We start from the raw sequence: 24,555 nt of genomic DNA, 5'->3' as shown, positions 1-24,555 counted from the left end.
GGCACATTTCTTGGGTGACGTGCAGCCATTAACCGGGCAAACTAATATCAAGGGTCGGAACCAGCCGCCCGTCGGGACGCATGTCCCCAACAAGGTCAAAGCATGAGAGACAAGAATGGCTGACCGCGCACAAAATCTCCAAGACACTTTTCTGAACCACGTCCGCAAGAGCAAGATTCCGCTGACCATCTTCCTGGTCAATGGCGTGAAACTGCAAGGAATCGTGACCTGGTTCGACAATTTCTGCGTCCTTCTGCGTCGCGATGGGCATTCGCAGCTCGTCTATAAGCATGCCATCTCAACCATCATGCCGGGTGCTCCCGTCCAGCTCTTCGAGCCGGGCGAAGAGGGCGATCGGTCTGGAGCCTGATTGAACAACATCATCGAATCACCTGAAGAGGCCGAAGGGATCGCGGCGCCTGCCGTCGAAACCATCGAGGAGCGCGTGCCTGATCGCGTGCTCGTTCTCGTTCCGATCCGTTCGACCCGCCGTCGCCGCACCGAGGGCGACACGCATGCGCCGGAGCGAAGCACGGCCGCGCGCATCGACGAGGCGGTTGGCCTTGCGCGCGCCATCGACCTCGACGTGGTCGACGGCGTGGCCGTGCCGCTCTCCACGCTGCGCCCGGCCACGCTCTTCGGCACCGGCAAGGTCGAGGAAATCGCGGCACGCGTGAAGGCGGAACATGCCGGCCTCGTCTTCGTCGATCACGTTCTGTCGCCCGTGCAGCAGCGCAATCTCGAAAAAGCCTGGGACGCGAAGGTTATCGACCGGACCGGCCTGATCCTGGAGATCTTCGGCGAGCGCGCGCAGACGCGCGAAGGCACGCTGCAGGTCGAGCTCGCGCATCTGAACTACCAGAAGAGCCGGCTCGTCCGTAGTTGGACCCACCTTGAGCGCCAGCGCGGTGGCTTCGGCTTCCTCGGTGGCCCCGGTGAAACGCAGATCGAGGCGGATCGGCGCGCGTTGCAGGAGCGCATATCGCGCATCGAGCACGAGCTCGAAACCGTCGTGCGCACCCGCCGCCTGCAGCGCGAGAACCGTCGCAAGGTGCCACATCCGATCGTGGCGCTGGTCGGCTACACCAATGCCGGCAAGTCGACGCTGTTCAACGCGCTGACCCATGCCGACATTCTCGCCAAGGACCTGCTGTTCGCGACGCTCGACCCGACCCTGCGCCGGCTCGTTCTGCCGCACGGTGCCGAGGTGATCCTCTCCGACACAGTGGGGTTCATCTCAGACCTGCCGACCCATCTTGTCGCGGCGTTCCGCGCCACGCTGGAAGAGGTGATCGAGGCATCGCTGATCCTCCATGTCCGCGATATCGCGCATGAGGACAGCGAAGCGCAGGCGCGCGACGTCATCAGCGTGCTGGAGCAACTCGGCGTCGACACCAGCAATTCCGACCGGATCGTCGAGGTCTGGAACAAGATCGACCTTCTGCCGCCGGATGCACGGCCGATGGACAGGCTGCGTGCGGAAAAGGACCGGCCGGCGATCATTCCGATTTCGGCGCTGACAGGTGAGGGCATCCCGGCGCTGCTGAAACTGATCGAGGATCGGCTGAACGAGGACCGGCTCGTCTTTGAGGTTTCGCTCGAAGGCGCCGATCTCTCGAAACTGCACCGGCTCTACGAGCTCGGCGAGGTGCTGTCGCGCGCGGATGAAGAGGACGGCCGCACCATTGCCTCCGTCCGCGTTCCCCCGCAGCACGAGCAGGCCTTCCATCGGGATTTCCCGAAGGCGGTGGCACTCTCCTGAAACGGTCGTCCGTCTTGTCGACCAGCCACGCGCGCGGCTCTGCTCAGCCATGTGCCCTGCGCGCGTGAAACCATACGAGCGAAGAAGGCACCATCGGTCATGGCAGGCATATCTCTGATTGAAGGACGCGCTTTCGCGGCTTTGCTGTTCGACATGGACGGTACGGTGCTGACTTCGATCGCGGCGGCGGAGCGCATCTGGACACGATGGGCCAGCGCGCATGGCCTGGATGTGGCTGCCTTCCTGCCGACCATGCATGGCAAGCGCGCCGTCGATACGGTGCGCGGCCTCGACCTTCCCGGCGTGGATGCCGAGCAGGAGGCCGCCGCGATCTCCGAAGCAGAGATGGCCGATGTCGAGGGAGTCGATTCAATTCCGGGAGCGATACCGTTTCTCTCGGCCCTGCCGCCGGAGCGCTGGGCCATCGTGACCTCGGCACCGCGCGCCTTGGCCGAGGTTCGCCTCGCCGCCGCCGGCATCGCCCTGCCGCGGTTGATGATCACGGCGGAGGACGTCACGCGCGGCAAGCCGCATCCGGACGGCTACCGGCTCGCTGCCGATCGGCTCGGCTATGACATAGGCGATTGCTTGATCTTCGAGGATGCTCCCGCCGGCATCGCAGCCGCCGAGGCCTCCGGCGGCACGGTGGTCGTGATCAGCGCAACGCACATCCAACCCCTTGATACGCCCCACACCACCATAGCGGGCTTCGACGAGCTGAGCCCGTCGAGCGATGCGGCGGGCATCTGGATCGGGCAGGGGCCGCGCCTGTTTGAGCAATAGGCTCGCCGGCACTAGACCCGCGTCTTCGCCTCGCTCCAGAGAGCCTCCATCCGCTCCAGCGGCGTGTCGGCTAGGCTCGCGCCATCTTCGGCAAGGCGCGCCTCGATGTGGCCGAAGCGACGGCGGAACTTGTCGTTGGTGCCGCGCAGTGCCGCATCGGGATCGATATCGAGATGCCGCGCCAGATTGGCGACGGCGAAGAGAAGGTCGCCGATTTCATCCTGGACGCGGTCGACCACGATCTCCGACCGATCCAGTTCCGCCTCGACCTCCTCGATCTCCTCCTTGATCTTGGCCAGCACGGCACGTGGATCGTTCCAGTCGAAGCCGACCGTGCCTGCCTTGCGCTGCAGCTTGACCGCACGGGCGAGCGTCGTCATGCAGGCCGGGACATCGTCGAGCAGGCTCGGCTGTGACCCAACGTCGATGCCGGCCTCGGCGCGACGGGCGGCGCGGAGGCGTTTCTCCTCAGCCTTGATCGCCTCCCAGAACCCCTTGGCGGAGCCAGCGCTGCGGGCCTCCTCAGAGCCGAAGACATGCGGATGGCGACGGATCATCTTCGACGTGATGGCAATGACGACATCGCCAAAGGCAAACGAACCTTGCTCCTCGGCAAGGCGCGCGTGGTAGACGACCTGCAACAGGAGGTCGCCCAATTCGTCCTGGAGGTCGACCATGTCACCACGCTCGATCGCATCGGCGACCTCATAGGCCTCCTCGATCGTGTAGGGGGCGATCGATTCGAAGGTCTGCACCTTGTCCCAGGCACAGCCCGTATCTGGATTGCGGAGCGCGGCCATGATCTCGATCAGGCGCTCGACATGGCGCGAGGGCTGCATCGGTTCTTTCTCCAAGGTGAGCGTCAGGCGGCGAACTTAACGCCTTGTGCCGGCGATTGAAGCCCGAAAAACATCGGTCGGCGACGATCCGCCAATTGCGCAGGCCGAACATCGCACCTATATCCGGGCGACTGCTTCACGCGCGTAGCGCGCCTCATTCACCCGACGATCGACAGGCAACGACCGGCCCGACTGCATGAGGCAGTTTCTGGGGCGATCACGACGCGCATGCACCGATCCCTCATGGATCGGCTCCTGGCACATCGGCACCTGTTTCGACGCCATACCATATCGGAGATACCGTCATGGCCCGTAAGCCCGCGCCGCGCGTCGATTTCGTTCTGTTCGACGTTTTCTATGAAGATGGCAGCCAGCGCTCCAATCGCCGCGTGCCCGGCGACATACTGGGCGGTCTCGACGGGGACGAGCCTGCGCGCACGATGATCGAGCAGCAGGATCTCGACATAGCGGCCAAATCCGGCAATCCGCCCGTTCCGATCGCCACGATCCGCCGTTCCCGCAAGGCCTGACGCGCCGATCCGTGATTTGTATCCGGTTACTGTTCCACGGCAATTGTTCGAAACAAACTGCCCTGAAAACACCGCGAACGGGCCGCTTTCGCGCCGCGGAGCCAATTTATCCCTGATGATAGAGACGCCTGCCGATGGTGCGAGGGGATAGATTGACATGATCCGTGCCGCAAAGTTCGTGAGAACGCAGCTTATCCATGCATTGCCGCGGCTGCCGCTCCAGATCGGAGCCTCGGTGGCGGCCATCATGCTCGCGAGTTGGTTCACCCAGCCTACGCCGAAGACCGTCGAGCCCGCCTCGGCGGAGATTTTGACCGTTGGCTCCTGGCAGGTCGCGACCGTCAATCGCGCGGCCAAGACGGATCGCCTGCCGACACCGCCGAGCGAGACCGTCGCGGAGACGATCGCGGCACCCGCAGCCAAGTCGGCGCCGGTGCAGAAGGCAGTCTTCGTGGCGCCCGTCCGTTCCGACACCGCGAAGGCCGCGCCGATTCCGCCGCGCCCTGTCCCGCGGCCCTGCACCGATGATTGCGTTCTGCCGGTGGCCGCGATGCCCTATGATGCGACTGCGATTCCGGCCGTCATGTTCGAGCCCGACCCGGAGCCTGACGATCGCTCGATGCTTCGGCGCACCTCAGAGCGCGTGGTCGCCGCGCTGACCGACCTGCCGCTCGTGGACCGTCTCTTCCGCTGAAGGCGGGGAGAAATGAAAGAAAGCGCGATGGCCTATCGCTCGAGGCTTCATCAGCGGCTGATCTCGTTCTAGAACGGTGCCGTGCGCCGCTGTCGCGCAAGTCTTTCGAAGGGTTCAGCCGAGAATGAACAGACCGCACCTGATGCTGGCGCTCGCCGCCGCGATGGCGCTTTCGCTTGCACCGCAGGCGAGCTTTGCCAAGTCCAAGGCCAAGGATCCGGCCTGCAAGACCGGCAGTTGGGCGCTCAACGCCCGCGATGCCGGCCCTAAATCCATCATCGACGTCCCTCAGGATCTGACCTGGGTCGTGACCGCCGCCCATGTCGGCGCCAATTCGACGGTGCTCCTCGAATACAAGCTCCTGAACGGCGTCAAGGGCGAACTCGCCATGCAGAGCGGCACCACGCAGCTGGTTGAAGCATCTACGATCGCGCTCACCCTGCAGAACGCGACAGGCTCGACCGCGAGCGGCAGCTTCCGCTGCGAGTAATCCCGCCGCACCCGAGATTGTCTTGCGTCCCGACACTATTGCGCCCGACGGCCAATATCGGGACGTTCGCGTTTTTTGGTGCCGGAAATTGTCGGCTGCGGGCATAGTTCTTCGTCTTCATAGCGACGAGGAACGCTCATGCTGTACGCCATTCTCTGCTACCATTCGGAAGACGTCGTCGGCTCCTGGACCAAGGAGGAGGACGACGCTGTCATGGCCAAACTTGCCGTCGTGCAGGAAAAGCTGGTGCGCGAGGGCCGACTCGGCCCGGTGGCCAGACTGCTGCCGACGACCGCCGCGACCACCTTGCGCAAGGACCGCGAGCCGCCCTTGGTGCTGGATGGCCCCTTCGCCGAGACCAAGGAACAGTTGCTCGGCTTCTACCTGATCGAGGGTGAATCGCTCGACGCGGTGCTCGATACAGCGAAGGAACTCGGAAAGGCCAATCCGGGCGGCTCCTATGAGATCCGGCCCGTCGGCACGTTCTTTCCCGGCCCTTCGGCCGGAGCAGTGGCTCCGGGCCAATCGGGGGAACCCAAGCCTTGACCGAGCTGGCCTGGATCGACACGACGCTCTCGGCCGCCCGCCCGCAGGCGATCGGCGCGCTCCTGCGCTATTTCCGCGATCTCGACATCGCGGAAGAAGCATTTCAGGAGGCGTGCCTGCGGGCGCTCAGGCTCTGGCCGCAGAACGGCCCGCCGCGCGATCCGGCGGCCTGGCTCATCTTCGTTGGCCGTAACGCCGCAATCGATGTCGTGCGGCGGCGCGGCAAGGAGCGCGAACTGCCGGACGAGGCCGTGCTTTCCGACCTTGACGATGCCGAGGCGTCGCTCGCCGAGCGCCTGGACGACGCGCATTATCGCGACGACATCCTGCGGCTGCTCTTCATCTGCTGCCATCCCGACCTGCCGGCCACGCAACAGATTCCGCTGGCGCTGCGCATCGTCTCCGGCCTTTCCGTTCGCCAGATCGCCCGCGCCTTTCTCGTCAGCGAAAGCGCCATGGAGCAGCGGATCACCCGCGCCAAGAGCCGCATCGCTGCTGCCGGCGTTCCCTTCGAGGCGCCAGGGCCGATCGAGCGTGCCGAACGGCTCGCCGTGGTGGCGACGATGATCTATCTCGTCTTCAACGAGGGCTATTCGGCCACCGGGCTCGAAGCGCCTGGGCGCGCACCCCTCTGCGACGAGGCGATCCGGCTCGCGCGCCTGCTTCTGCGGCTTTTCCCTGCCGAACCCGAGATCATGGGCCTGACCGCGCTCATGCTGCTCCAGCATGCCCGCACCGCGGCGCGGCTCGACGCGGATGGCGCCATCGTCCTGATGGAAGACCAGGATCGCAGCCGCTGGAACGCCAAGATGATCGCGGAAGGGCTGGCGCTGATCGACAAGGCGATCCGTCACCTGAGGCCCGGCCCCTACCAGTTGCAGGCAGCTATTGCCGCGCTGCATGCCCGCGCCGTCCGCGCCGAAGATACTGACTGGGTACAGATCGATTTGCTGTATGCGACGCTGGAGAAGATCCAGCCCTCGCCGGTCGTGACGCTGAACCGGGCGGTGGCGCTCTCCAAGGTCGCGGGGCCGGAAGCCGCGCTCCGGCTGATCGAGCCGCTCGCTCCGCAGCTCTCCGGCTATTTCCATTTCTTCGGCGTCAAGGGCGCCTTCCTGATGCAGCTCGGCCGCAATGACGAAGCGCGAACAGCCTTCGGACGTGCGATCGCGCTCGCGAGCACGCCGGCCGAGGCCGCCCATATACGCAGCCATCTCGACCGCCTGGCGCATGATTCGGCGCCAGCCGGCGCCACGGTCTGACGTCGGCGAAAACTCATAGCTTCCCTGTCGGCTTGTACGCGTTCAGCGCGTCCTTGGGGACATGGACGCTCATATGGCGCAGCGTCATGACAGAGGAGGGAACATCATGTCCGGTATCCAGCTCGCCGAAGGCGTCACCGATCCGAAGGTCAAGAGCGGCGTGACCGCCTATCTGAACGTCGACGGCGCGGCAAAGGCCGCAGAACTCTACGAGCGGGCCTTTGGCGCCAAGGAGGTTGCCCGCTATCCGCTCGACGATAAGGGGCGCACCATGCATCTGCACCTCTACATCAACGATGCGTCCGTCATGTTGAGCGATCCCTTTCCCGAGTATGGCTCGCCGGCGCAGACGCCACAGGCCTTCACGCTGCACCTGCAGGTCGATGACGTCGATCACTGGTGGAAGCGGGCGACAGACGCCGGACTTCAGATCATCATGCCACTCGACCGCATGTTCTGGGGCGATCGCTACGGACAGCTCAAGGACAGCTTCGGTGTCATGTGGTCGATCGGCGGCAATTGAGCCCGCTCGGCCGCCGCGTGTCGGCTCGCGGTTGACGGCGCAGCATCTCCGGGACGATCCTTCGATCGCATCTCGGAGTTCAGCATGCGATTTTGGGTCCTCGGCAATGCCGGCGTCGATGAAACCATGGCAGCGGCGCAATGGCCGCAGCCGGGCCATACGATCATCGTCGGAGCCCCTGAGCGCGATATTGGGGGCAAGGGGGCCAATCAGGCGCTCGTGCTGAGGCGCGCCGGCTGTGCCGTCCACCTCGTCGCACCGATCGGCGCTGATGCCGAAGGTGCGTGGATCAGCCAGGAACTGAAAGGCGAGGGGCTGGAGCCGACGGATTTCATCGTCCTGCCGCGCGCCACGGACCGCTCGCTCATCTTCGTCGCGCCGGACGGCGAGAACGCCATAGCCTCGGTTGTCGGCTGTGCCGCGTCGATCCAGCCCGCCGATGTGGATGCACTGCTCTGCCGGATCGAGCGTGGTGACGCCCTGCTCATGCAAGGCAATCTGCGCCACGATACCACCGAAGCGGCCCTGGCCCTCGCAAAGGCGCGCGGCGTGCGCACCGTTTTCAATCCATCGCCGGTTGATATCGCGTTCCGAACATTCTGGCCGCTGGTCGACATTCTCGTGCTCAACCGCGAGGAGGCGGGCCTGTTCGTCCCCGACGCCGAGCCGGAAGCGGCCCTGCGCCAACTGAGGCGGGACGGTGTCGGCATCATCGTGCTCACTCTTGGTCGCGAGGGCGCGATCGCGCTCGACCGCGAAGGGAGGCTGCACCGTGCCAGCGCCGAACCGGTCATCGCGGTCGATACGACCGGGGCCGGCGACAGCTTCACGGGCGCATTCATCGCCGCCTTCCTTGGCGCGCAGCGCGATCTCGGCACGAGCCTTCGCGCCGCGACGAAGGCTGCCTCGATCACCGTCACGCGGCGAGGCACCCGGAGCGCCTTCCCCACAGAATCCGAGCTCGACGACATTCTGGGCGCCTCGGCGCGGATTGTCGCGGCTGACTGATTGCCAAGGCGATTTTCACGTCGCATCATGGAGTTGGCCGTACTTCCTCAAACGGCGTCCTGCCCTCTCCTGGGAGAATATACGTGATCGTCAACGATCCCGAGATCGTCGCCGAGGTGCGCGTCGCCTTTGAACTCTACGAGGCGTCGCTGGTCGCGGTCGACATTCCGACGCTCGACGAACTGTTCTGGAACAGCCCGCACACCGTCCGCTATGGCGCAGCGCAGATCCAGTATGGCTATGCGCCGATCAAGGCCTTCAACAAGACGCGGGTGAAGACGGGAATCGATCGCGCATTGACCGAGACCGTCATCACCACCTTCGGGCGCGATTTCGCGACGGTCTCGACGCTCTATACCGACGTTCCCGATGGCCAGATCGGCCGCCAGCAGCAGAGCTGGGCACGGATCGACGGCGCATGGCACGTCGTGGCGGCCCATGTCAGCGTGATCGACACGCCGCCGATCGAACGGCAGGACACGCCGTCCGCCACATCTTGACCGAACACGCCGCAGCAGGAGCGATCATGCAGGATCTCTACGGTGCCTTCGTGCCGGGCACGAATGTCGTCGTCCAGCCAACGGGGCAGGGGCCGCTTTCGGGCCTCACCTTCGCATCAAAAGACCTGTTCGACGTGGCGGGCTTCGTCACCGGCTGCGGCAATCCCGACTGGGCGCGCACCCATCCGCCGGCCCGCCGTCACGCCTGGGCGGTTCAGCGCCTGCTCGACGCTGGGGCAACACTCGCCGGCAAGACGATCACTGACGAAATCTCGCTCGGCCTCCTCGGCCGAAACCAGTTCGACGGGACGCCGATCAACCCCAAGGCGCCGGATCGCTTTCCGGGCGGCTCGTCAAGCGGCTCGGCGGCAGCTGTCGCTGGCGGGCTTGTGGATTTCGCGCTCGGCACGGATTCAGGCGGATCGGTGCGCGTACCCTCGAGCTTCACCGGCATTTACGGCATCCGACCGACCCACGGTGCGATATCCGTCGAAGGGCTGATGACGCAGGCGCCATCCTTCGACACAGCCGGCTATTTCGCCGCCGGCGCAGAGATCTTTGCCAAGGTCGGCGCCGTCCTGCTGCAGGACGCTGCGCCGGCAGCGCCAATCACCGAGATACTGTTTGCGACCGATGCCTTTGCCGCCTGCGATCCGGTCGTGCGCGACGCCGCCGCGGAGCCAACGCGCAGCATCGCCAGGGCCGTCGGCGCGTCGCGCGAGATCGTGATCGCGGAGGAGGGGCTTCCCGCCTGGAACAGGGCTCAGGTCCGCCTGCAATGCTCCGAATTCAGCCGGACGTTCCGGGCCTGGGTTGATACCTATAATCCGCGCTTTTCCTATGAGGTCGGCTCGACTCTTGCCCATGCCGCGCTCATTCCCGAGAGCGAGAGGACCGAGGCGGCGTTACTGCGCACCGCGATCCGTGCGCGGCTCGATGCGCTGCTCGCGGGTGGGCGCGTCATCTGCTTCCCGACCATGCCGATCCTGCCGCCCCACCGCGACGCGCCGCTCTCGGTCATGAACGAGGCTGGCGACCGGATCGTCAATCTCACCGCTATTGCCGGGCTTTCCGGCCTGCCGCTGGTCAACCTGCCGCTCGGCCAGGCCGGCACGATCCCCGTGGGCATAGCCATCCTCGGCGCACGGGGCTCCGATCTCTCTCTGATCGAATTCGCCCGCGCGCTCGGGAAGCCGTCCTCATGAGCCTTATCCCCGACTATGAGCGATATGACGCCGTTGCGCTGGCCGATCTGGTGGCGTCGAAGGCGGTATCGCCACTTGAACTGCTGGAGACAGCCATCGAGCGGGTCGAGACGCTCAACCCGGCACTCAACGCCGTCGTGCACAAGCACTATGACCTCGCCCGCGCCGCTATCGGCAACGGCCTGCCGGACGGCCCCTTCCGAGGCGTGCCTTTCCTTTTGAAGGATCTCGATCTCGCGCTCGCGGGCACGGTGCTGAGCAATGGCAGCCGCCTCTTTGCGAACTTCGTGCCCGACTACGATTCGACGCTCGTCGCGCGCTACAAGGCGGCCGGCCTCGTCATCTTCGGCAAGACGAATTCGGCCGAACTCGGCAACAGTTCCGCCTGCGAGCCGCTCGCCTTCGGCCCGACGCGCAATCCATGGAACACGGCCTATTCGACGGCGGGCTCCAGTGGCGGCACGGCGGCGGCTGTCGCGGCCGGTCTGGTGCCGATGGCGCATGGCACGGATGGCGGCGGCTCGATCCGCATGCCGGCCTCACTCTGTGGACTTTTCGGACTGAAGCCGAGCCGCGGCCGCACGCCGTCCGGCCCGAAGGCGAGCGAGATCTACTTCGGCATGTCCGCTTCGCACGCGCTGACCCGCAGCGTGCGCGACAGCGCCCGACTGCTTGACGCGACCGCCGGCGCCGAGGCCGGTGGACGCTCCAGCCTGCCGGCGCCGGCCGTGTCGTTCGAGGCGCATGCCGGCCGCGATCCCACGCCGCTCAGGATCGCGCTGATGAAGACACCCTTTAGCGGACGGGCAGTCGATCCGGCCTGTGCGGCGACGGTCGAGAGGGCTGCGCGTTTCTGCGAACAGCTCGGCCACCATGTCGAGGAGGCGAGGCCCGCGGTAGATAGCTCCCGTCTCGGCACGCTCTTCCGCCGTCTCGGCGCCGCCTTCACGCTTGCTTTGGTCGAGGATTTCGCGGCCGCGCATGGCATTGCTGATCCCCGCGCCCTGATGGAGCCGATCACGGCCGCCGCGATGGACGAGGCGCTCTCCCTGAGCGCAGTCGACCATGTCCGCGCCATTGACGGCGCTCACGCGGTTGGACGGATATTGGCGGCATTCTTCGAGGATTATGATCTGCTCCTTTCGCCCGTCACGGCGCAGGCGCGGCTTTCCATCGGCCATCTCGATCCAGATTCCACGGATTTGGCGCGCTTCGGCGAGCGCCTCGGCGCCTTCGGAGGCTTCACTGGGCACTTCAACGCTGCCGGCATGCCGGCCATGAGCGTGCCCTTCGATGTCGTCGACGGCATGCCGGTCGGCGTCCAGTTCGGCGCGGCGCTCGGCCGCGAGGACAGGCTGTTCGCGCTCGCCGGGCAGATCGAGCGCGCCCGCCCCTGGATCGGAGCCCTGCCGCTCGGCGAAGCGCTTCAGGCGGCCTGAAGCGGAGCGGCCGATTCTCGGCTGGCACTCGGGCCGCTTCGGACGTATGACACCGGCGCGAGCAGGAGATGGCTATGACCGGAACCACATTGTCGAGCGCTGGACTGGACGTTCGACGTCGGAAGACCCATTTTCGCTGTTGGCATCGCGGCATGCGCGAAATGGATCTGATCCTCGGCCGCTTCGCCGACGCCCAGATCGCTCTTCTGGATGATGCCGAACTCGACGAACTCGACCAGCTTCTGGATGAGCAGGACAGCGATCTCTTGAACTGGCTCACCAACCAGCAAGCCTTGCCCGCCGATATCGACACGCCCTTCTTCCGCAAGATTGCCGCCTTCGCCGGCGCTACCATCCGATAGTCAAATGATCCGCTTCGACACCATTCTCGGTCGCCGCTCGACGGTGCTCTCCGGCGTTCCGGATGGCATGGACGGAAAGGTCGTCGCCGATCTCGCCGCGCTCTGCCGCAAGACAGACCGGCCTTATCTGCTCGTCGTGGCGCGCGATGGCACGCGCATGGCAGATCTGGAACAGGCGATCCGTTTTTTCGCACCGGCAACGGAGTTTGTGTCCGTCCCGGCCTGGGACTGCATGCCTTATGACCGCGTATCGCCCAACGCCGCGGTGATCGCGCGGCGCATGGCGGCGCTGTCGGATCTTGCCCACTACGAGGTGAAGAAGGGTCGTACGCTCGTCGTGTTGACCACCGTCAACGCGATCGTGCAGCGCGTGCCGCGCCGCGAGCAGATCGCGCGCCAGAGCCTGTCGATTGCGCCCGGCAATCAGCTCTCCATGGACCGGCTGACCCACTGGCTGGAGGATAACGGCTTCCTCCGGACCTCAACCGTGCGCGAGGCCGGCGAATATGCCGTGCGCGGCGGCATCGTCGATCTCTTCGCGGCCGGGCAGGGCGAGCCGATCCGCGTCGATTTCTTCGGCGATACGATCGATTCGATCCGCTCCTTCGATGTCGAAAGCCAGCGTACGATCGCGCAGAAGAAGCGGCTCGACCTCGTGCCGATGAGCGAAGTCGTGCTCTCGCCGGATGCGATCGCGCGGTTCCGCGAGCATTATGTGGCGCTGTTCGGCGCCACCAATCGGGATGACCTGCTCTATCATTCGGTGAGCGAGGGGCGCCGCTATACCGGCCTCGAGCACTGGCTGCCTCTCTTCGTCGAGGGGCTCGATACGCTGTTCGACTATGTGCCCGGCGCGCCGGTCGTTCTCGATCACCTTGCCGAGGAAGCCATCGTCGAGCGGTTGGACGATATCGTCGACCATTATGACGCGCGCAAGAGCGCCATGGCGCAGGGCGATGGTGGCGTGCCCTACCGCCCCATTCCGCCGAAGCAGCTCTACCTCGATCGCGAGGAGTGGACGAGCCGCGAGAAGACCGCCCCGCTCTTGCGGATGACGCCGTTCGCCGAGCCGGACGACACGATGGTGCTCGATCTCGGCGGCCGCCAGGGACGCACCTTCGCGGCCGAGCGCACCGCCGGCGATGTCAACGTTTTCGACGCCGTGATCAACCATATCGGTGCGATGCGCGAAAAGAAGCGCGTCGTGATCGCCTCGTGGTCGGAGGGCGCGCGCGACCGTCTGGCCCAGGTGCTCGCCGACCACAATCTGAAGCGCGTGCAGCAGGTCGGCGACTGGTATGGCGTCGAAAAGCTCGAGAAGGGCGTGGTCGGCCTCGCCGTGTTCGGCCTCGAGACCGGCTTCGAGACGCCCGAGATCGCCGTTGTCGGCGAACAGGACATTCTGGGTGATCGTCTCGTTCGCCCGCGCAAGCGCTCCAAGAAAGCGTCCGATTTCCTGACCGAGGTGACCGGCCTCGCCGAGGGGGATCTCGTCGTCCATGTCGATCACGGCATCGGCCGGTTTGCAGGCTTAAAGACCATCACGGCGGCCGGTGCGCCGCATGACTGCCTCGAGATCACCTATCAGGGCGGCGACCGGCTCTATCTTCCGGTCGAGAACATCGAGTTGCTGTCGCGCTATGGCTCGGAGGATGCCGAGGCGGTGCTCGACAAGCTCGGCGGCGTCGCCTGGCAGGCGCGCAAGGCCAAGCTCAAGAAGCGCATCCGCGACATGGCGGGGCAATTGATCAAGATCGCGGCGGCGCGCGCCATGCGCCACGGCTCGGTCCTGGCTCCGCCCGAGGGGCTCTATGACGAGTTCGCCGCGCGCTTCCCCTATGAGGAGACAGAGGACCAGTTCGCGGCCATCGAGGCCGTCATTGCCGATCTTTCGGCCGGCACGCCGATGGATCGGCTGATCTGCGGCGATGTCGGCTTCGGCAAGACGGAGGTCGCGCTTCGCGCCGCCTTCGTCGCCGTCATGAGCGGCAAGCAGGTCGCCGTCGTCGTTCCGACGACGCTTCTCTCGCGTCAGCATTTCAAGACCTTCTCCAACCGCTTCGCCGGCTTTGCCGTCCGCGTCGAGCAAGCCTCACGGCTGGTCACGGCCAAGGACCTGGCCGAGACCAAGAAGGGACTGAAAGAAGGCCAGGTCGATATCGTCGTCGGCACCCATGCCCTGCTCGGCAAGGGCATCGAGTTCAAGGATCTCGGCCTGCTCATCATCGACGAGGAGCAGCATTTCGGCGTCAAGCACAAGGAACGGCTGAAGGAGCTCAAGGCGGATGTGCACGTCCTGACGCTGTCGGCGACCCCGATCCCACGCACGCTGCAACTGGCGCTGACGGGTGTGCGCGAGTTGTCGCTGATCACGACGCCGCCGGTCGATCGCATGGCGGTGCGCACCTTCATCTCGCCCTTCGACGCCCTCACCGTGCGCGAGGCGCTGCTGCGCGAACGCTATCGCGGCGGGCAGAGCTTCTATGTCTGCCCGCGTCTCTCCGACCTCGCCGAACGCAAGGAATTCCTCGAGAAGTTCGTGCCGGAGGTGAAGGTCGCGGTGGCGCATGGCCAGATGCCGGCGACGGAACTCGAAGACGTGATGAACGCCTTCTATGACGGCGCCTATGACGTTCTGCTCTCGACGACGATCGTGGAATCCGGTCTCGATATTCCAACCGCCAACACGCTGATCGTGCATCGCGCCGACATGTTCGGCCTCGCACAGCTCTATCAGCTGCGCGGCCGCGTCGGCCGTTCGAAGACGCGGGCCTATGCGTTGTTCACCGTGCCGGCCGAAAAACGACTGACCGCCATGGCCGATCGCCGCCTCAAGGTGCTGCAATCGCTCGATACGCTTGGCGCCGGCTTCCAGCTCGCGAGCCACGATCTCGACATCCGCGGCGCGGGCAACCTCCTCGGCGAGGAGCAGTCGGGCCACATCAAGGAAGTCGGCTACGAGCTCTACCAGCAGATGCTGGAAGAGGCGGTGGCGCAGCTTCGCCAGGGTGGCGACGAGGAGGGTGGCGAGGCCGATGGCCGCTGGTCGCCGCAGATCACCGTCGGCACGCCGGTCATGCTGCCGGAAACCTATGTGCCGGACCTCCAGCTCCGCCTCGGCCTCTATCGCCGCCTCGGCGATCTCGACGAGCCGGAGCAGATCGATTCGTTCGGAGCCGAGTTGATCGACCGATTCGGTCCGCTACCGGAGGAAGTCGAGCACTTGCTCAAGATCGTCTACATCAAGGCGCTCTGTCGCAAGGCCAATGTCGAGAAGGTCGATGCGGGCCCGAAGGGCATCGTCATCGCCTTCCGCCATTCGACCTTCCCGAACCCGGCCGGACTGATCCGCTACATTGGCGAGCAGGGCAGCCTGGCAAAGGTGCGGCCGGACCAGAAGATCGTCCTGATCCGCGACTGGGAAGACGCCGACAAGCGCCTCAAGGGAACAGCGGTCGTGCTGACACAACTCGCAAGGCTCGCCACAGGCGACGGCAAGAAGGCGGCTTAAGCAGCTCCCAAGAGGCCATGGCCGGTTCTTGCTGTCTAGTCGCGGCATTTGGTGGATGAGATCGGTCCTGACCTTTTGGGGCTCGATCGTCCATCGTTTGCAGATGAACTCGTAGGGCGTTTGGCCCTTCAGGCCCTTGAGGCGGCGGGCGAAGTTGCAGGCGGAGATGAAGCGCTCGAGGTGAGCGCGGAGCTGGTCATGGCCGTCGTAGTGGAGGCGCTTGATGGTCGCCTCCTTGATGGTGCGATTCATCCGCTCGACCTGGCTGTTCGTCGGGGAAATGGTCCGCCGGACCATTTCCCGATCCTCCTCACTCCAGGGGTGCCTGGGCTTCGTTAGCCGGTGCTCGATACCGTGGCCTGACAGCCGCGATCAAAGGCGTGCCCGCGCCATCTGGCGGTCGGTCCGGAACGGTTCTTGGGCAGTTCCGCGATCGGCGGATCCGCGAACTGGATGCCATTGTCGGTGAGCACGATCTCGATCCTGCAGGGAACCGCTGAGACCCCACCGCCTCTTCCACTTCGCCACGGTCTTCGGATTGATGCCGTAGCGCTGCGCCCGAACCCTCAGCCTCTCTTGACCATGCTCAATCGCTCGACGGATCGCCCCTGTCGTTGTGGCGCTCCCATGCAGAACCTGGCCCATAGCGCATCCCTCAATTCCTGCGTCGAGAGCGCAACATCAAAGTCCGGGATCAAATACCGAAGTCAATGTCGTGCGCTCCCAAGATATCGACGGAGCGCACGACATTGACTTCGGAGGACGCGGCGCGACTTCGGCTAGGTTTGACGTGAATCAAGGTGCCGATGTCCAATTGGGTGCAGCGCTATACAGCGGGCGCGGCCCGAAGCTAAGCGATCAATGGCCGACGCGCGTCGCTCCGATGAAGGGGTGAAATGACAGTCTGTCCTGGCAATCCGCCATCCCGGCGGTATGGCCGCTTCTTGAAGAAGAGGGGATCGCGATGTCGAACACAATAACCGGTTTGGATCTCGGGCCGCCGCCGTCACTGGCACCGCTCAGCGCCAAATGGGGCTGGATCGTTGCTCTGGGCGCCATCTATGCCGTGGCCGGCCTGCTGGCGCTCGGCAGCGTGATCACGGCGACGGTTGTGAGCGTCTACTTCATCGGAATCATGATGATCGTCGCCGGCGCGGCGGAGGTCGTCAGCTCATTCCAGATCAAGACCTGGGGACGCTTCCTCTTCTGGCTGGTGCTCGGCGCCCTCTATATCGTCGCCGGCTTCATCGCCTTCACCAATCCGCTCTTGACGGCGGCTGGGCTGACCCTCGTTCTCGGCGCGGCGCTGCTCGTTTCGGGTCTCGTGAGGATTTTCCTGGGCTTCGGCATGAAACACGGCACGCCCTGGATCTGGGTGGTCATCTCGGGCGCGATCACGCTGCTGCTCGGCCTGATCATTCTGGCGCATTGGCCGGTGTCGTCGCTGTCGGTGCTCGGCATCTTCCTCGGCGTTGACCTTCTGATGGCCGGTATCGGCTGGATCAGCGTCGGCCTCGGCCTCCGGCGCGTTGCCGCGGTTTGATCGAGGACAACCGGTCGGGCCGGCCGGCTCGCGATGGGGCGCGCCGTGCCTTCCGCTGAGGGCTGCATTCCAAAGGCTGGCCGCCCGACTCGTATGGCCGAAGTGAACCCAGGCGCCGAGCGAGCCGACAGCGCTCATTCGAAGGCGCGTCGAGGTCGCCGGACATCTCCAACAGGATCGGATCGCCGCCATGAAACCCGCCACTCTGCTTGCAACCGCCAGCATGGCCGTGAGCCTGACCCTTTCGGGTCCGGCTTCGGCCCAGGAGACGCAGCCGGTCGGGCCCTATAAGGATTTCAAGGGCAAGATCGAACTCGACGTTCGCGACTCCGTCGCCGATTGGGGGCCCTTCACGCCGAAAGCGGCGCCCAAGGGGGCCCCCAACATCCTGTTCGTGCTCTATGACGACACCGGCCTCGCGGCCTGGTCGCCTTATGGCGGTCGCATCAACATGCCGACGCTGGACCGCCTGGCAGCCAATGGGCTGACCTATACGCAATGGCACACAGTGGCGCTGTGCTCGCCGACGCGTTCGACGATCCTGACCGGGCGCAACCATACGATGAACGGCATGGCGGCGATCACCGAGGGAGCCAACGGCTTTCCGGGCTGGAGCGGGCGCATTCCGCCCCAGGCGGCGACCATTGCCGAGGTTCTCAGGGACAATGGCTACAGCACGTTCTGGCTCGGCAAGGACCACAATGTGCCGGAACAGGACGTCGCCTCGGGTGGCGATCGACGTACCTGGCCGCTCGGCATGGGCTTCGACCGCTATTACGGTTTCATCGGCGGCGAGACGAACCAGTGGTATCCGGATCTGGTGGAAGACAATCGGTTCGTCGAACCGCCTTCAACGCCCGAAGAAGGCTATCATTTCTCCAAGGATCTGGCGGACCAGGCGATCGCGATGATCCGCGACCAGCAGGCCACGAACCCGTCGAAACCTTGGTTCATGTGGTACAATCCCGGTGCCAATCATGCGCCCCACCAGGCGCCCCAGGCCTATGTCGACAAATATAAGGGCAAGTTCGACGACGGCTACGAGGCCTATCGCAACTGGGTCCTGGACCGGATGATCGACAGGGGCGTGGTGCCGAAGGGGACCGAATTGACGCCGCTGAACCCATTGCCGGCAGATGTGGCCAACCCGGCCGACATGGTTCGCCCCTGGGAGAGCCTGTCGCCTGACGAGAAGCAGCTCTTCTCCCATATGGCAGAGGTCTATGCCGGCTTCTCCGAATATACCGACGCGCAGATCGGTCGCGTCATCGACTATCTCGAAAAATCGGGGCAGCTCGACAACACCATCGTCCTCTATGCCGCCGACAACGGCGCCTCCGGCGAGGGCACCCCGAACGGTTCAGTCAACGAGAACAAGTTCTTCAACGGCTATCCCGACGATATCGCCGAGAACATGAAGCTGATTGACAAGCTCGGCGGTCCCGACACCTACGAGCATTTCCCGACCGGTTGGGCGGCAGCCTTCTCGACGCCGTTCCAGATGTTCAAGCGTTACTCGCAATATTCGGGCGGCACGGCGGACCCGCTGGTGATCTCCTGGCCCAAGGGCATCAAGGCGCGCGGCGAGATCCGCGACCAGTACCACCATTCGACCGACGTCGTGCCGACATTGCTCGACATCGTCGGGATCGAGATGCCCAAGGTCTATCACGGGGTCGAGCAGTTTCCGCTGTCGGGTGTTTCCATGCGTTACACCTTCGACGCGAAACCGAACGATCCGACCGAGAAGAAGCGCCAGTTCTACGCCATGCTCGGCACGCGCGGCATGTGGGAGGATGGCTGGCTCGCCGCGTCGGTGCATGCGCCCTTTACCGATCTCGGCCATTTCGACCAGGACCAGTGGCAGCTCTATCATGTGGAGACCGACCGCTCGGAATCGAAGGATCTCGCAAAGGTCTATCCGGACCGGCTGGCGGCCCTCAAGCAAGCCTGGAGCGAGGAAGCGCGGGCCAATCTGGCGCTGCCGATGGACGACCGAACCGCCGTCGAGATCCTCGGTATCGAGCGCCCGTCCGCTGAGCCCGCGCGCGATCGCTATGTCTACTATCCCGGCACAGTACCGGTACCGGAAGGCGTTGCGGTCAACATTCGCGGTCGCTCCTACAAGATCCTTGCCAATGTCGAAATCGTGGATGCCGACGCTTCGGGCGTGATTTTCGCGCATGGCTCGCGCTTCGGCGGCCACAGCCTGTTCATCAAGGATCGCAAGCTCCACTACGTCTACAACTTCCTCGGCATCGCGCCGGAGCAGGATTTCGTCTCGGACATCGAGCTGAAGCCCGGAAAATACACTCTGGGCGTGGAGTTCACGCGCACCGGAGCCGGACCGCATGACGAGTCCATCGGATCGACGAAGCTCTATATCGACGACAAGGTCGTCGCCGAAGGACCGATGAAGACCCAGCCCGGCAAGTTCACGCTCTCGGGCGACGGCCTCTGCGTCGGCTACGACAGCGGCGACGCCGTCAGCCGCGACTACGTCTCGCCCGGCACGTTCAAAGGCGGGACGATCCTGGACGTGGTCGTGACGGTTGAGAAGACCGCCTATTCCGACCTGGAGCAGGAAGCCAAGCGCGCGATCGCCGGCGATTGAGGTGTTGCGGGCGAACCCGCTTTGTCTCTGCGTTGGGTTCCTGGTCCGTGCCGAGAAGACCGGATTCCGATCCGATTTCGATTTGGCGTCGACGAGAAGATAAGCCCGTAGCGAGGGCACGGATCAGGCGTTGATCGGCACCATGCTCGGCTTCGTCACCGGCTCCGGCATCCTTGCTACGTCCTCAACGGTCAGCGATCGCACCGGGCATGTCCGGCAGCAGGAGGAGCTGCAGCGCGTCGGCTAAGCTCTGCTCTGCTGGTCGAGGCGAGTACGCCAGACGAGGTCCTGCAGCGCGCTGAAGGGCCGCGCGCCGTACTGGATAGAGCTAAAGATACTGGCACCTGCTCGACGTGAGCGAGGAAGACGGCGCCGTTCATGGCGCTGTCGTAGACCAAGGGCACGGTGATGCCGGAGAGGCGGAGCGCACCGTACCGATGAAGGTCGTCGTCTTCCAATGACCGTGCGGCACGCCGGCCCGGCAGCGCTCGCCGCGCGGCTCCTAGCCCTTGAATGCCGCCTCGGGTAGCCCCTTGACGCCGGTGTGGATCGCGAACAGGCCTCCCGCGAGGGCTGCTCCATTGATCTTCTCCGGTGGGCGGCGAAGGACGGCCGAGGTGCAGTAGAGCACGTCGAGGTTTTCGCCGCCGAAGCCGACGCATGTTGGCAGGTCGGTCGGCAGCAGGATCGTCTGCATCAGCTTGCCATCGGGGTCATAGCGGCAGATCTTGCTGGTTACCGGAACTGTGGCCCAGTAGCAGCCCTCTGCGTCGACGGTGGAGCCGTCGACGATGCCCCCGGTATCCGCGACATCGGTGAAGGTGCGGCGGTTCTCGACCGTGCCGGTGACGGGATCGAAATCGAAGGCCCAGACGATCGTCGTGTGACTGTCGGTGTAATACATGGTCCGGCTGTCCGGGCTCCAGGCGAGGCCGTTGGAGCAGCCGGCGCCCTCGACCATTTTGTGGACCGAGAGGTCGGCATCCATCCGGTAGAGCGATGCGACTTTCTGTACAGGCCCTTCGGCCTCGAACATCGAGCCGGACCAGAACCGGCCCTGGCGATCGGTCTTGCCGTCATTGAAGCGCGTATTCGGGATATCCGCTTCCGGATCGACGATCGGATCGAAGAGGCCCGTCTCCGGATCGAAGAAATAGAAGCCGCTCGCCATGGTGACGACGAGGCCGCCTTTTTCGCGGGTGGCAAGGCAGCCGAGATATTCCGGCGCCTCATAGACGCGGTCCTCGCCTGTGCGCGGGTCGAAGCGGTGGATGGTCGGCGCCCAGATGTCGATCCACCAGAGCACGTTTTCGCGCGTATCCCAGAACGTGCCTTCGCCAAGAATGGCCTTGGCGTCGACTACGCATTCGATATCGATCATCGTTTCCCCACCACGATTGGGCATTGCCAGTTCAGGCATCGCGTTTGCGGCCGATCGACCGCGCGATGATTGAGAAGAAGTCCGACAGCGCCTCGCTCGCGAGCGACACCGTCACGAGAATGACCACGCCGTAGACGATGAGGAGGGCGCCGTTGGAAAGATTGAGCGCCGGCAGCAGGCCGGTCAGGATCGTCAGGACGAGCGCACCGGCAATGGTGCCGATATAGTGGCCGCTGCCGCCGAGGATCGAGGCGCCGCCAATGGCGACCGCTGCGATCGAGGTGAAGAGATAGGGATCGCCCATGCCGAGATAGGCCTGGGCGGTGTAGCCGGTGAGCAGGATGCCGGCCAAGGCAGCCGTGAGGCCGGAAAGGGTGTAGGCCAGAACGGTCACGCGAAGCGTCGGCACGCCGGAGAACTCCGCGACGGTGGCGCTCGTGCCCTGCGCGTAGAGATAGCGTCCAAACGCGCTCTTGGAGAGCAGCAGCGTCGCAAGCACCGCCAGCAGCATCCAGAGGATCACGATCACCGGGACGGGGCCGATCCTGCCGACGGCGAGATACTGGATCAGTGGCGGTGCCGAGGCGGTCGGCGCGCCGCCCGTATAGACCAGAATGCCGCCCTGCAGGATCACGTTGACGGCGAGCGTCATGATGATCGGCGGCACGCCGAAGAGCGCGATACCGAAGCCGTTGATGGCGCCGACCAGCGCGCCGCCGGCAAGCGCGATCGGGATCGCATAAAGGAGCGGACCATCCGACCCATTCGCCATCAGCGTGACGAGGACGGCGGCGCAATTGAGCACCCAGGGCACGGAAAGATCGATGCCGCCGCCAATGATCACGAAGGTCTGGCCGAGCGCGACGATCCCGATGAAGGCCGACAGCATCACCATGGTCCGCAGATGGCTTCCGGCCAGGAATCCTTCCGAGAAGAAGGACGTGATGACCAGCAGCACGATCATGCCGAGATAGGCGAGCAGGATGGCGCGATGGCGGGCGAGAACGCGGCTCATGAGAGGCTCCGGCGCGCTGATTTCTCGGCGAGCGAACTCGCCAAAACCGCTACCAGCAGGATCACGCCGGAGACGATCGGCTGCCAGTAGCTCGAGATCGACAGCACGAAGACGAGGTTGCCGATGATCGTCAGGATGAAGGCGCCGATGATCGTCCCGATCAGGCCGCCGCGACCGCCGAACAGGCTGATGCCGCCGATCACCGCGGCCGCCACTGAGGGCAGGATGTAGTCCTTGCCGATCGTCGGCGATCCCGTCCCGGTCTGGGTGGTGAGATAGAGCGCCGCCAGCGCCGCGAACAGGCCGGAAAGGCCATAGGTCGCGATGTTGATCCGGAAGATCGAGACGCCGGACAATTCCGCCGAGCGCTCGTTCGAGCCGGTGGCGCGGATGGCTATGCCGAGCCGTGTGGCGCGGAACCAGACCCAGAACAGCATCAGCAGCAGGAGAAGCCAGACCGAGGAGGAGAGGCCCAGCAGGGAATCGCTGCCGAACGCCATCCAGCCATCCGGCAGGTGTCCGCCATCGGTCGGAAGGATCATCAATGCCGCGCCGGAGAGGATCGACCAGGTCGCGAGCGTGACGAGGAAAGGTTGCAGGCGCAGTACGGAGATCAGGAAGCCGTTGCAGGCACCGACCAGCAAGCCGAGCAGGGCGATCGCGACCGAGCAGGCCGCGACCTGAAGCGGATTGTCGCCGAACTGTGTGGCGGCGAGGACCGTGCCGAGGCTGATCATGCCACCGATCGAAAGGTCGATGCCGCCGCGCAGCAGGACGATGGTCTGGCCCGTCGCGGCCAGCAACAGCGTCATCGCGGCGGCGCTGTCGAGATTGAGTTCGTCGAGGGTGAAGACGCCTTCGCGCAGGCTGCCATAGACGGCGACGAGCGCCACCAGCATCGTGCAGGCGACGAGGAAGGGTGCGCGGTCGATGAACCAAGCGGCGCGGTCTCGCGCGGCGCTGGCGTCGGCCGCCTGCTTGGATGTCGTCTCGTCGGGGAGGGCCAAGGTCATGCTGCCCGTGCCTCGAACATCGCTTCGCGCAGGATGCGGTGCTCGGATATCTCGTCGCCGGACAAGGTCGCGGCGAGGCGGCCATTCCTGAGCACGGCGACGCGGTCGGCGACGTTCACGATCTCGGGCAGGTCGCTCGAATAGAACAGGATCGCGTAGCCCTTGGCGGCGAGATCGCGCATCAGACGGAAGATCTCGCCCTTGGTGCCGACATCGATGCCGCGCGTGGGATCATAGAGAAGCAGAATTCGCGACTGGGTCAGCAGCATCTTGCCGAAGATCACCTTTTGCTGGTTGCCACCGGAAAGCGTGCCGGCGAGCTGGTCGGGCGTGCCGGCCTTGATCTGCAGCGTGCGCAGCATCTCATCGACCAGCGCCCGCTCGCGGCCCTTGCTGAGCAGTCCGAAGCGGGTGAAGCGCGGAATGACGGAGAGCGTCAGGTTTTCGCGAACGCTCTTCGTGAGCAGAAGGCCGTGGCTGCGCCGATCCTCCGGCACCAGCGCGATGCCATCGCGGCCGATGAGCGCGTCGCGCGGGCTGCGGATGGTGGAGGGCTTGCCCCAGAGCTCGATCTCGCCGCGCGCGCGGCTGATACCGAACAGGGACTGGAAGAGCTCGCGCTGGCCATGGCCCTGCAGGCCGGCGACGCCCATGACCTCGCCCTCCTTCAGCTCGAGATCGATATCGGCGAGCCGGCTGCCGACCGAGAGGCCGCGCAGGCGAAGCGCGACGCGGTCGGTCGCGGTCGAAATGCGCTCGGGATAGAGGCGGTCCATCCGGCGGCCGAGCATATCGGCAATGATGGTGTCGTCGTCGACAGCGCTGGTGTCGTGCGTCGCGACCGTGGCGCCGTTCCGGAACACGGTGATGCGCTGGGCGATCTGGCGGACCTCGGCCAGGCGGTGCGAGATGTAGATGACGAGCATGCCCTCTTCGGCGAGCTGCGTCGCAAGGCCGAGCAGCCAGTCCGTCTCGCGCGGGGGCAGGGCGGATGTGGCTTCGTCGAGGATCAGCACGGACGGTGCGCGCGAGAGGCCCTTGGCGATCTCGACGATCTGCCGCTCCGCCAGCGTCAGTCGGCGTACCTCGCGATCAGGCGAGGGAGCCGGGATCCGGTAGCGCTCGAAGAGATCGAGCGTTGCCTGCCGTTCACGATCCTTGCGGACCATGCCGACCGCCGAGAGCGGTTCGCGCCGAAACCAGATATTCTCGGCCACCGTCAGGTCAGGCACCAGCGACAATTCCTGGAACACGGCCGAAATGCCGGCAGCCTGGGCTTCGCGAGCATTGCCGGGGCGAAACGTGCTGCCGTTCAGATTGAGCGTGCCGCCATTGGGGCGCACGATGCCGGCGAGGATCTGGATGAAGGTGCTCTTGCCGGCGCCGTTCTCGCCCAGCAAGGCATGGACCTCGCCGGCCGACGCGCGGAAATTCGCGTCCGAGAGCGCCGTTATGCCGCCATAGCGCTTGGTAATGCCGGTTGCCTCGATGAGATCCATCTCGTCCTCGCAAGGGCGAACCCGCGGCGTGCGCGC

At 65.0% G+C, this 24,555-nt stretch carries 22 protein-coding genes and 2 pseudogenes; 17 read left to right on the top strand and 7 right to left on the bottom strand.

What is annotated here, in order from left to right:
* The first annotated feature begins 115 nt into the window (after positions 1–115).
* The 3 genes from hfq (at position 116) to QO014_RS05260 (ending at position 2,545) form a co-directional block, all read left to right on the top strand.
* Positions 116–370 (top strand): RNA chaperone Hfq, encoded by a 255-nt coding sequence (gene hfq, locus QO014_RS05270; protein WP_266347567.1) that lies wholly within the window; start codon positions 116–118, stop codon positions 368–370.
* Positions 371–379: 9 nt separating this feature from the next.
* Positions 380–1,762: a GTPase HflX gene (gene hflX, locus QO014_RS05265; protein WP_370877107.1), complete on the top strand. Its 1,383-nt coding sequence runs from the start codon at positions 380–382 to the stop codon at positions 1,760–1,762.
* A 99-nt stretch (positions 1,763–1,861) separates the two neighbouring features.
* Positions 1,862–2,545, top strand: coding sequence for an HAD-IA family hydrolase (locus QO014_RS05260; protein WP_266347566.1), 684 nt, complete (start codon positions 1,862–1,864; stop codon positions 2,543–2,545).
* Between the two features lie 11 nt (positions 2,546–2,556).
* Here the strand turns inward: QO014_RS05260 and mazG are convergent, their stop codons facing one another.
* Positions 2,557–3,384: a nucleoside triphosphate pyrophosphohydrolase gene (gene mazG / locus QO014_RS05255; protein ID WP_266347565.1), complete on the bottom strand. Its 828-nt coding sequence runs from the start codon at positions 3,382–3,384 to the stop codon at positions 2,557–2,559.
* A gap of 305 nt (positions 3,385–3,689) precedes the next feature.
* Here mazG and QO014_RS05250 point away from each other — a divergent pair, with 305 nt between their 5' ends.
* From QO014_RS05250 to mfd, 12 genes are all read left to right on the top strand, one after another.
* Positions 3,690–3,914, top strand: coding sequence for a hypothetical protein (locus QO014_RS05250; RefSeq protein WP_266347564.1), 225 nt, complete (start codon positions 3,690–3,692; stop codon positions 3,912–3,914).
* Positions 3,915–4,071: 157 nt separating this feature from the next.
* Positions 4,072–4,608, top strand: coding sequence for a hypothetical protein (locus tag QO014_RS05245; protein ID WP_266347563.1), 537 nt, complete (start codon positions 4,072–4,074; stop codon positions 4,606–4,608).
* Positions 4,609–4,732: 124 nt separating this feature from the next.
* Entirely contained in the window at positions 4,733–5,098 is a 366-nt protein-coding gene (locus QO014_RS05240; protein WP_266347562.1) for a hypothetical protein, read from the top strand.
* Between the two features lie 138 nt (positions 5,099–5,236).
* Positions 5,237–5,644 carry a YciI family protein gene (locus QO014_RS05235; RefSeq protein ID WP_266347561.1) on the top strand — a complete coding sequence of 136 codons (408 nt, stop codon included), beginning with the start codon at positions 5,237–5,239 and terminating at the stop codon, positions 5,642–5,644.
* Positions 5,641–6,906, top strand: coding sequence for an RNA polymerase sigma factor (locus tag QO014_RS05230; RefSeq protein ID WP_266347560.1), 1,266 nt, complete (start codon positions 5,641–5,643; stop codon positions 6,904–6,906). Before QO014_RS05235 ends, QO014_RS05230 begins: the two co-directional genes overlap by 4 nt.
* Before the next feature lie 106 nt (positions 6,907–7,012).
* Complete coding sequence (locus QO014_RS05225; protein ID WP_266347559.1) at positions 7,013–7,429, top strand: VOC family protein; 417 nt, start codon at positions 7,013–7,015, stop codon at positions 7,427–7,429.
* Positions 7,430–7,513: 84 nt separating this feature from the next.
* The gene (locus QO014_RS05220) at positions 7,514–8,437 is read left to right on the top strand and encodes a ribokinase (RefSeq protein ID WP_266347558.1); all 924 of its coding nucleotides are present in this window, start codon (positions 7,514–7,516) and stop codon (positions 8,435–8,437) included.
* Positions 8,438–8,520: 83 nt separating this feature from the next.
* Complete coding sequence (gene hpxZ / locus QO014_RS05215) at positions 8,521–8,937, top strand: oxalurate catabolism protein HpxZ (RefSeq protein ID WP_266347557.1); 417 nt, start codon at positions 8,521–8,523, stop codon at positions 8,935–8,937.
* A 26-nt stretch (positions 8,938–8,963) separates the two neighbouring features.
* Positions 8,964–10,142: an amidase gene (locus tag QO014_RS05210; RefSeq protein ID WP_266347556.1), complete on the top strand. Its 1,179-nt coding sequence runs from the start codon at positions 8,964–8,966 to the stop codon at positions 10,140–10,142.
* The gene (locus tag QO014_RS05205; RefSeq protein ID WP_266347555.1) at positions 10,139–11,581 is read left to right on the top strand and encodes an amidase; all 1,443 of its coding nucleotides are present in this window, start codon (positions 10,139–10,141) and stop codon (positions 11,579–11,581) included. The genes QO014_RS05210 and QO014_RS05205 overlap by 4 nt, the downstream gene beginning before the upstream one ends.
* A 74-nt stretch (positions 11,582–11,655) precedes the next feature.
* Entirely contained in the window at positions 11,656–11,943 is a 288-nt protein-coding gene (locus QO014_RS05200; protein WP_266347554.1) for an FAD assembly factor SdhE, read from the top strand.
* 4 nt (positions 11,944–11,947) lie between these two features.
* A complete protein-coding gene (mfd, locus tag QO014_RS05195; RefSeq protein WP_266347553.1) occupies positions 11,948–15,454 on the top strand; it encodes a transcription-repair coupling factor in 3,507 nt (1,168 codons plus the stop codon).
* Positions 15,455–15,484: 30 nt separating this feature from the next.
* Here the strand turns inward: mfd and QO014_RS24550 are convergent.
* A pseudogene (locus tag QO014_RS24550) lies at positions 15,485–16,099 on the bottom strand (transposase family protein); the annotation flags it as partial.
* Positions 16,100–16,418: 319 nt separating this feature from the next.
* On the opposite strand from QO014_RS24550, the gene QO014_RS05175 reads away from it, so the two are divergent.
* Positions 16,419–16,997 (top strand): HdeD family acid-resistance protein, encoded by a 579-nt coding sequence (locus QO014_RS05175; protein ID WP_266347552.1) that lies wholly within the window; start codon positions 16,419–16,421, stop codon positions 16,995–16,997.
* Positions 16,998–17,187: 190 nt separating this feature from the next.
* The gene (locus QO014_RS05170) at positions 17,188–19,611 is read left to right on the top strand and encodes an arylsulfatase (protein ID WP_266347551.1); all 2,424 of its coding nucleotides are present in this window, start codon (positions 17,188–17,190) and stop codon (positions 19,609–19,611) included.
* 341 nt (positions 19,612–19,952) lie between these two features.
* On the opposite strand, the pseudogene QO014_RS05165 reads toward QO014_RS05170, so the two are convergent.
* The 5 genes and pseudogenes from QO014_RS05165 to QO014_RS05145 form a co-directional block, all read right to left on the bottom strand.
* A pseudogene (locus tag QO014_RS05165) lies at positions 19,953–20,107 on the bottom strand (IS630 family transposase); the annotation flags it as partial.
* 6 nt (positions 20,108–20,113) lie between these two features.
* Positions 20,114–20,992: an SMP-30/gluconolactonase/LRE family protein gene (locus QO014_RS05160; RefSeq protein WP_266347550.1), complete on the bottom strand. Its 879-nt coding sequence runs from the start codon at positions 20,990–20,992 to the stop codon at positions 20,114–20,116.
* Between the two features lie 31 nt (positions 20,993–21,023).
* Complete coding sequence (locus QO014_RS05155) at positions 21,024–22,007, bottom strand: ABC transporter permease (RefSeq protein WP_266347549.1); 984 nt, start codon at positions 22,005–22,007, stop codon at positions 21,024–21,026.
* Positions 22,004–23,020 (bottom strand): ABC transporter permease, encoded by a 1,017-nt coding sequence (locus QO014_RS05150; protein ID WP_266347548.1) that lies wholly within the window; start codon positions 23,018–23,020, stop codon positions 22,004–22,006. The genes QO014_RS05155 and QO014_RS05150 overlap by 4 nt, the downstream gene beginning before the upstream one ends.
* Positions 23,017–24,519: a sugar ABC transporter ATP-binding protein gene (locus QO014_RS05145; protein ID WP_266347547.1), complete on the bottom strand. Its 1,503-nt coding sequence runs from the start codon at positions 24,517–24,519 to the stop codon at positions 23,017–23,019. Before QO014_RS05145 ends, QO014_RS05150 begins: the two co-directional genes overlap by 4 nt.
* Positions 24,520–24,555: the final 36 nt, after the last annotated feature.

It is taken from the genome of Kaistia dalseonensis (assembly GCF_030814715.1).
GTDB classification, from domain to species: domain Bacteria; phylum Pseudomonadota; class Alphaproteobacteria; order Rhizobiales; family Kaistiaceae; genus Kaistia; species Kaistia dalseonensis.
Note: the sequence above shows the minus strand (reverse complement) of the source record. Positions and strands in the feature narration are given on the sequence as shown.

Bases quoted from the DNA above. Each gene is read 5' to 3' on its own strand.
- hfq (WP_266347567.1), top strand. From the start codon at position 116: ATGGCTGACCGCGCACAAAATCTCCAAGACACTTTTCTGAACCACGTC.
- QO014_RS05260 (WP_266347566.1), top strand. From the start codon at position 1,862: ATGGCAGGCATATCTCTGATTGAAGGACGCGCTTTCGCGGCTTTGCTG.
- mazG (WP_266347565.1), bottom strand. From the start codon at position 3,384: ATGCAGCCCTCGCGCCATGTCGAGCGCCTGATCGAGATCATGGCCGCG.
- QO014_RS05250 (WP_266347564.1), top strand. From the start codon at position 3,690: ATGGCCCGTAAGCCCGCGCCGCGCGTCGATTTCGTTCTGTTCGACGTT.
- QO014_RS05245 (WP_266347563.1), top strand. From the start codon at position 4,072: ATGATCCGTGCCGCAAAGTTCGTGAGAACGCAGCTTATCCATGCATTG.
- QO014_RS05240 (WP_266347562.1), top strand. From the start codon at position 4,733: ATGAACAGACCGCACCTGATGCTGGCGCTCGCCGCCGCGATGGCGCTT.
- QO014_RS05235 (WP_266347561.1), top strand. From the start codon at position 5,237: ATGCTGTACGCCATTCTCTGCTACCATTCGGAAGACGTCGTCGGCTCC.
- QO014_RS05225 (WP_266347559.1), top strand. From the start codon at position 7,013: ATGTCCGGTATCCAGCTCGCCGAAGGCGTCACCGATCCGAAGGTCAAG.
- QO014_RS05220 (WP_266347558.1), top strand. From the start codon at position 7,514: ATGCGATTTTGGGTCCTCGGCAATGCCGGCGTCGATGAAACCATGGCA.
- QO014_RS05210 (WP_266347556.1), top strand. From the start codon at position 8,964: ATGCAGGATCTCTACGGTGCCTTCGTGCCGGGCACGAATGTCGTCGTC.
- QO014_RS05205 (WP_266347555.1), top strand. From the start codon at position 10,139: ATGAGCCTTATCCCCGACTATGAGCGATATGACGCCGTTGCGCTGGCC.
- QO014_RS05200 (WP_266347554.1), top strand. From the start codon at position 11,656: ATGACCGGAACCACATTGTCGAGCGCTGGACTGGACGTTCGACGTCGG.
- mfd (WP_266347553.1), top strand. From the start codon at position 11,948: ATGATCCGCTTCGACACCATTCTCGGTCGCCGCTCGACGGTGCTCTCC.
- QO014_RS05175 (WP_266347552.1), top strand. From the start codon at position 16,419: ATGTCGAACACAATAACCGGTTTGGATCTCGGGCCGCCGCCGTCACTG.
- QO014_RS05170 (WP_266347551.1), top strand. From the start codon at position 17,188: ATGAAACCCGCCACTCTGCTTGCAACCGCCAGCATGGCCGTGAGCCTG.
- QO014_RS05160 (WP_266347550.1), bottom strand. From the start codon at position 20,992: ATGATCGATATCGAATGCGTAGTCGACGCCAAGGCCATTCTTGGCGAA.
- QO014_RS05155 (WP_266347549.1), bottom strand. From the start codon at position 22,007: ATGAGCCGCGTTCTCGCCCGCCATCGCGCCATCCTGCTCGCCTATCTC.
- QO014_RS05150 (WP_266347548.1), bottom strand. From the start codon at position 23,020: ATGACCTTGGCCCTCCCCGACGAGACGACATCCAAGCAGGCGGCCGAC.
- QO014_RS05145 (WP_266347547.1), bottom strand. From the start codon at position 24,519: ATGGATCTCATCGAGGCAACCGGCATTACCAAGCGCTATGGCGGCATA.